This is a genomic window from Streptomyces sp. NPDC059853 (assembly GCF_042731495.1).
GTDB lineage: Bacteria > Actinomycetota > Actinomycetes > Streptomycetales > Streptomycetaceae > Streptomyces.
Window position 1 is genome coordinate 1 of sequence record NZ_JBHWJL010000278.1, and the last position, 6,997, is coordinate 6,997.

At 74.1% G+C, this 6,997-nt stretch carries 4 protein-coding genes and 1 pseudogene; 2 read left to right on the forward strand and 3 right to left on the reverse strand.

The window, feature by feature from the left end; all coding sequences use genetic code 11:
- Together ACFV5N_RS22580 and ACFV5N_RS22585 are read right to left on the reverse strand one after the other, a co-directional pair.
- Positions 1-2,165: pseudogene (locus ACFV5N_RS22580) on the reverse strand (hypothetical protein); the annotation flags it as partial.
- The gene (locus tag ACFV5N_RS22585) at positions 2,162-3,013 is read right to left on the reverse strand and encodes a DUF4132 domain-containing protein (RefSeq protein ID WP_385602785.1); all 852 of its coding nucleotides are present in this window, start codon (positions 3,011-3,013) and stop codon (positions 2,162-2,164) included. The gene ACFV5N_RS22585 and the pseudogene ACFV5N_RS22580, both read right to left, overlap by 4 nt.
- Before the next feature lie 156 nt (positions 3,014-3,169).
- On the opposite strand from ACFV5N_RS22585, the gene ACFV5N_RS22590 reads away from it, so the two are divergent.
- A complete protein-coding gene (locus tag ACFV5N_RS22590; protein ID WP_385602787.1) occupies positions 3,170-4,171 on the forward strand; it encodes a Gfo/Idh/MocA family protein in 1,002 nt (333 codons plus the stop codon).
- Positions 4,172-4,236: 65 nt separating this feature from the next.
- On the opposite strand, the gene argH is transcribed toward ACFV5N_RS22590, so the two are convergent.
- Positions 4,237-5,670 (reverse strand): argininosuccinate lyase, encoded by a 1,434-nt coding sequence (argH, locus tag ACFV5N_RS22595; RefSeq protein ID WP_385602790.1) that lies wholly within the window; start codon positions 5,668-5,670, stop codon positions 4,237-4,239.
- Between the two features lie 379 nt (positions 5,671-6,049).
- On the opposite strand from argH, the gene ACFV5N_RS22600 reads away from it, so the two are divergent.
- On the forward strand, positions 6,050-6,997 hold a 948-nt coding region (locus tag ACFV5N_RS22600; RefSeq protein ID WP_385602793.1), incomplete at its 3' end, for a polyprenyl synthetase family protein.

Consider the following 6,997-nt stretch of genomic DNA (forward strand, 5'->3'; position numbering starts at 1 on the left):
GTCCACACCGGGCGGCTGCGGTGGGAGAGGCGCCAGTGCCCGGTGCCGTCGCTCATCACGTACCGCACGGTCGGCAGCTGGGTGTCACCGGCGCGCAGCGTGCCGGTCCCGGTGGCGGCGCCGCCGCCGGGCAGCGGGAGCGAGGTGGGCGCGGGGGCGGTGCGCCAGTGGGCGGAGCCGCGGTAGGTGGGGGTGAAGACCTCGGCCGGGCGACTGGACCAGTAGGCGCGGAGCTTGCCGTCCTGCCGCCACTGGACGAACAGTTCGCCGTCGACGTAGCGGAAGTCGGGGGTATACCAGCTGTCGATGCGGTCGGGGATGCGCAGCGGGTGGTCGAGCAGGATCTCGTCGGGGCCCACGACCAGGGCGCGCTCGGGGTTGGCGAGGATGAGCACCGGCCAGGAGGAGTCCTCCAGGACGAACCAGCCGTTCTTGCCGGTGGAGCGGCCGGTGGCGTCCAGTCGGCGTACGGCCTGTTCCAGGGCGGGCCAGCCGAGTTCGTCGATGATGCCGGCCCGCAGGGTGTGGGCGAGCACGGGGGCCGTGCGGTGGCCGGCGATCCGGGCCACGGCCCGGGGGTTCACCTCGGCGGCCACCGTGCGGAAGGGCTGGAGGGTGCTGAGGACGGCGTCGGCGCCGGGGAGGCCGGGGGCGCGGGTGAACTCCTCGGCGCGGGCGGCCAGCCAGTCGTGCAGGACGGCGCGCAGCACGGGGTGGGTGGCGATCTGGCCGAGGAGGCGGCGGGAGTCGCGGTGGCGGCCGAGGTCGCCGACGGCGGCCGACAGCAGCGGCGCGAACCGGGGGTCGGCGGCGACGGCCGCCAGGTCGCGGCGTTCGCCGGCCGGCTGGGCGAGCCACTGTTCCAGGTCGCGGCTCCAGCCGCCGGAGCCCTTGGGGGCGGCCACCGGGATGCCGTGTTCCAGGGCGGCGTCGAGCAGTTCGAGATCGGTGCGGCCGTAGCGTCCGGCGGCGGCGATGGTGGTGGGCCGGCCCGCGGCGCGCAGCCGGGGCGCCATCCGCGCGACGAGCGCGTAGGTGAGCGGGGAACGGCCGGTGCGCTGCCAGCCGCCGCGCAGGTGGGCTGCCCAGCGGGTGAGCCAGTCGGCCGCGTCCACGCTTCGGGCGTCGCCGTCGGCGTCCGGCGCGGTGAGCAGATCCTGGGCGCCGGCGTCGGCGAGCAGGCTCAGCCACAGCGTGTCGGCCGCCTCGTCGGCGGCGGTCGCGGGGATGAACTCCAGCAGCCGGCGCCGGACGGCCGGTTCCTCGGCGGCGAGCGCGACGATGGGCTCGCGGTAGGACTGCCAGAAGGAGAGCGGGGCGCGTACAACGGCCGGGGAGGCCAGCAGTTCGCGCAGCAGGTCCCGTTCCTCCCGTGCCCGGTCGAGCCCGGCGGCACGCAGCAGGGAGCGGGCGTCCTGCGGGAGCGAGGCGTAGGGGGGCAGACCGGCGGCGCAGCGCTCGACGGTCAGCTGCCGGAATTCGGCCCAGGCGGCGCCGGGCGACAGCCGGGCGGTGAGGTCCTTGAGGTATTCCTTGAGGGCCTTGACGGTGAGGGCGCCCGCGAAGGCGAATTCCAGGAAGACGGCGCGCTGCCGGGCCTCGTCGATCTCCAGGGAGTGCACGCGCTCGGCGGCGCGGGCCTTGCCGAAGAAGGCGGCGGCGTACTGGGTGTTGTCGTGGGCGAGGAAGACGCGGGCGGCCTGTTCGTAGAAGGTGGGCAGGAAGTGCGGGGCGGAGCGGTCGAGGCGGGCGCCGAGCGCGTCGAACCCTTCCTTGGCCGCGCCCGCCCGGGTGGCGGCCATGGCGGCGAGCCGTTCGATGTCCTGGACGAGGGCGAGGGCGTGGTGGCCGTTGGCCGGGTCGTTGACCAGGGCCCAGGCGGGGAAGCCCAGGGTTTCGCGGCGCACCTGGCCGATGGCGGGGGCGTCCGGCTCCCGGGTGAGGCCGAGGAAGTCCAGCGCCAGGTCCTCGGCCTCGCCGAGGGTGCCGGGCACCAGGCGGACGACGGTGCGTCCCGGCAGGACCGGGTGGCGGTAGCTGCGGGCGGTCAGGGTGTCGGTGTCGTCGCCGTCGAGGGTGGCGGGCGGCAGGATGGCGCCGGCCTCCAGCAGGGCGGCGGCCCGCTGCTCGGCGGTGGCCGTGGTGGTGGTGTCGTTGCCGCTCATGCCCGCTCCTCGCTGCTCGTGATGTCCCGTCCCGCGTAGAGGTCCGCAGCCATGCGCATGCCTTCCGACCAGGCCACCGGGCCCACGTCGCCGAGGGCCAGCGCGGTCCCGTCCTCGGTGGTCCAGCTCAGGGGGCCGGTCTCCGCCTCGTCGTAGCCGGCGTCGCCGAGCCACATCCGGGCCTCGACGGTGCGGCCGTCCTCGACGACGGACAGCACGGCCTGGCCGCCGCGCACCCGGTAGCCGTGGGCGACGGCGCGGCCCGCCAGGAAGCGGAAGCGCTGGTAGACGCCGCCGGCGTAGGTGTCGACGGAGTGGGCGCGCGGGTCCTCGGTGGTGCGCCGGAACACCTCGCGGTGCAGTTGCTGCACGCCCTGCCGCAGGTCGAGTTCGGTGGCGAAGTCGCGCAGCTCGTCCAGGTCGTCCAGGAGGACCGGGTGCGGGACCCGGATTTGGCCGGGGGTGATGCGGACGCTGTCGCCGTCCAGATCGACCAGGCCGAGGCCGCGGGCCGCGTCGGCGTCGCGCAGGTAGCCGGCCACGGTGCCGTCGGTGTCGGTGACGACGAGGTCGCGCAGCGCCGCCCGCCAGGCGGTGTCCGGCCACAGGGCGACGAGGGCGGCGGTCGGGACGGGCAGCGAGCGGATCATCCAGCGCTCCACCGTGGCCAGGCATTCGCGCTGGTGCCGGTCGAGCCATTCGGTCAGCTGCCGCAGTCCGACGACCGCCGGGTCGTCCGCGATCTTCGGGGGCACGGTCTTCAGCTGCCGGCCCTTCGCGTTGCGGCAGATGACCTTGCCACCGTCGTCGAGCGCCACCTCATAGGCGCCCGCGCTGATCCACCCCATCACCATCTCCCCTGTGGCCGCCCGAAGGCAGCGTGCAGCTGCCCGGATCGGGCCCGGATCTGTCGGCACGGCCACTCCGTGCCTACGATGATCGAACTTTAAGGAGTGCCACTGACAATCCGGCCCCGGCCGGTCAGCAGCGTGGAGGAAGGCCTGATGAGCGAGGCCACACAGGGCCCGATATCCCCCGTCAGATGGGGGATTCTGGCCACGGGTTCGATCGCCGCGGCGGTCACCGCGGACATCGTCGCGATGCCCGACGCGGAGGTGGTGGCGGTGGGCTCGCGCACCCCGGAGGCGGCCCGGGCGTTCGCCGAGCGGTTCGGGCTGCCGCGGGCGTACGGCAGTTGGCGCGAGCTGGCCGAGGACCCGGAGGTGGACGTCGTGTACGTGGCGACGCCGCACAGCGCGCACCACTCCGCCGTGCGGACCGCCCTGCTGGCCGGGAAGCCCGTGCTGTGCGAGAAGCCCTTCACGCTGAACGCCGCCGAGGCCGAGGACCTGGTGGCGCTCGCCCGGGAGCGCGGCCTCTTCCTGATGGAGGCCATGTGGATGTACTGCAATCCGGCGATCCGCCGGCTCACCGAGCTGGTGCGGGACGGGGCGATCGGGGAGATCCGCTCGGTGCACGCCGAGTTCGGGCTCGCCGGGCCGATACCGCCGGAGCACCGGCTGCGGAACCCCGCGCTCGGCGGCGGGGCGCTGCTGGATCTGGGCGTGTATCCGGTGTCCTTCGCCCAGTTGCTGCTCGGGGAGCCGCAGGCGGTCACCGCGTGGGCGCGGATGAGCGACGGCGTGGACGAGAACACGGGGCTGCTGCTCGGCTACGACAGCGGGGCGCTGGCGGCGCTGACCTGTTCGCTGGTGGCGGGCACCGCGAACGGCGCCTCGGTCACCGGGTCGGCGGGCCGTATCGCGTTGCCGGGCGGATTCTTCTTCCCGGAGCGGTTCACGCTGCACCGGGAGGGCGCGGAGCCGGAGGAGTTCCACGGTTTCGGCCCGCACCAGACGTACGCCCATCAGGCCGCCGAGGTGATGCGGGCGCTGCGGGCGGGTGAGACGGAGTCGCCGCTGGTGCCGCTGGAGGGCACTCTGGCGGTGATGCGGACCCTGGACGCGGCGCGGGAGCGGATCGGGCTGCGGTTCCCCGGCGAGTAGCGGGTACGGCGGGCGGCCGGCCGGTGTCCCCGCACCGGGCCGGCCGCCCCGTCGCTGCCCGCCGGTCAGTCGCCGGCGGGGGTGCTCCAGGCGCGCTGGACGGCCAGGTCGGCCTTGGCCTCGGCGAGTTGTGCGGCGACGGCGGAGGGGGCGGTGCCGCCGCGGGCGTCGCGGGCCGCCAGGGCGCCCGGCACATTGAGGACCGTGCGCACCCGCGGGGTCAGCCGGGGGGAGATCTTCGCGAACTGCTCGTCGGTCAGCTCGTCCAGCTCGATGCCCGCCGCCTCGCAGACCTTGACGCACTCGCCGGCGGTCTCGTGCGCCTCGCGGAACGGCACGCCTTCCTTGACCAGCCACTCGGCGATGTCGGTGGCCAGCGAGAAGCCGGCGGGCGCCAGTTCGGCCATCCGCTCCCGGTGGACGGTGAGGGTGGCGAGCATGCCGGTGAAGGCGGGGAGCAGGATCTCCAGCTGGTCGCAGGAGTCGAAGACGGGCTCCTTGTCCTCCTGGAGGTCGCGGTTGTAGGCGAGCGGGAGGGCCTTGAGGGTGGCCAGCAGCCCGGTGAGGTTGCCGATCAGCCGGCCGGACTTGCCGCGCGCCAGCTCGGCGATGTCGGGGTTCTTCTTCTGCGGCATGATCGAGGAACCGGTGGAGAACGCGTCGTGGAGCGTGACGAAGGAGAACTCCTTCGTGTTCCAGATGATGATCTCCTCGGCGATCCGGGAGAGGTCGACGCCGATCATCGCCGTGATGAAGGCGAACTCGGCGACGAAGTCCCGGGAGGCGGTGCCGTCGATCGAGTTGGCCACCGAGCCGCCCTCGAACCCGAGGTCCTCGGCGACGGCCCGCGGGTCGAGCCCGAGCGAGGAGCCGGCCAGCGCGCCCGAACCGTAGGGCGAGACGGCGGTGCGCTCGTCCCACTGCCGCAGCCGCTGGGCGTCGCGCGACAGGGCCTGGAAGTGGGCCAGCACATGGTGGGCGAAGAGCACGGGCTGCGCGTGCTGGAGGTGGGTGCGGCCGGGCATGGCGACGTCCGGGTGGGCCTCGGCCAGCCCGATCAGCGCCTCCTGGAGGTCGGCGACGAGGCCGCCGATGATCCGGGCGTGGTCGCGCAGATACATCCGGAAGAGGGTGGCGACCTGGTCGTTGCGGGACCGGCCGGCCCGCAGCTTGCCGCCGAGCTCGGGGCCGAGCCGCTCCAGCAGGCCGCGCTCCAGCGCGGTGTGCACGTCCTCGTCGGCGATGGTGCCGGTGAAGGAGCCGTCGGCGACGTCGGCCGCCAGCCGGTCGAGGCCCGCCTGCATGCGCTCCAGCTCGTCGGCCGTGAGCAGCCCGGCGCGGTGCAGCACCCGGGCGTGGGCGCGCGAGCCGGCGATGTCGTACGGGGCGAGCCGCCAGTCGAAGTGGACGGAGGCGCTGAGCTTCTCCAGGGCGGCGGCCGGGCCGTCGGCGAACCTGCCGCCCCACAGCTTGACGTCGTTGGGTGCGGTGTCGGTCACGGGCCTCTCCCTTGAATGCATGCGCGGTCCCGAATAAGTATGCATCCCACGGGCGCGGCCCGTCAAAATCCGGCCCCCTGCCGCCCGCCCCCGCCCCCGCCTCCGGCCGACGGCGGGCGCGGAGGGGAACAGGAGATCAGGGTCCGTCCCGCGCGCGCCATGCCACGAGGGATCGGGCGCCGAGGCCGCAGGTCAGCCGATCGACGGCGCTTCAAGCGGGCGCACGGGAGCGCGACCGGCGTGAATTCCATCCGGAATGCGCTGTTCCGCCCTGTCCGAAAAGCGGTCAAGCTGACAGCGCCACGCGTTCACCGCCGGACGGCCGCCGTCCGGCGCCGTCCCCGGTCATCCGTCAGCCGAGGAAAGGGAGACCCCGTCCATGACCCCCGTCCCCGACCTGGTGTCAGGGCAGAACACCGCCCAGGACACCCTCATCAGGACCCGCGAACTCCTGGACCCGGCCCTGCGGTCCTGGACCGAGCGGCTGCCCGCGCCCGTCTCCCGGGTCGCGGCCTATCACTTCGGCTGGGTGGACAGCGCGGGCCGGCCCGAGAACGCTCCCCAGGGCAAGGCACTGCGGCCGGCCCTGGTGCTGACCTGCGCCGAGGCGGTGGGCGGCACGGCCACCTCGGCCCTGCCACCGGCCGTCGCGGTGGAACTGGTGCACAACTTCTCGCTGCTCCACGACGACATCCTGGACGGTGACACCACCCGCCGGCACCGGGCCACCGCCTGGACGGTGTTCGGGTCCTCCGCCGCGCTGCTGGCCGGGGACGCGCTGCTCATCCACGCCGGGCGGGTGCTGTGCGAGGGCCCTCCGCAGCCGCACACCGTCACCGGTATCCGCTGGCTGAGCGAGGCCACCACCCGGCTCATCGAGGGCGAGCAGACCGACATCGGCTTCGAGGAACGCTCCCATGTGTCCCTGGCCGAATGCCTGGCCATGACCGAGCAGAAGACCGCGGCCCTGCTCGCCGTCTCCTGTGCGCTGGGCGCCCTGTGGGGCGGCGGCAGCCTGGAACAGGCCGATCTGCTGCACCGGTTCGGCACGCACCTGGGCATGGCCTTCCAGCTGACGGACGATCTGCTGGGCATCTGGGGCGATCCGGCCGTCACCGGCAAGCCGGCCGGCGCCGATCTGATCAGCCGCAAGAAGTCACTGCCGGTGGTCGCCGCCCTGGACTCGGACACCCCGGCCGGGCAGCGGCTCGCCGCCCTGTACAGCGATCCGGAGGCCGAGTCGACCGAGGTCGGTGAACTGTCCCGGCTGGTGGAGGACGCGGGCGGCCGGGCCTGGGCCGAACGCACCGCCCGCGAGGAGCTGACC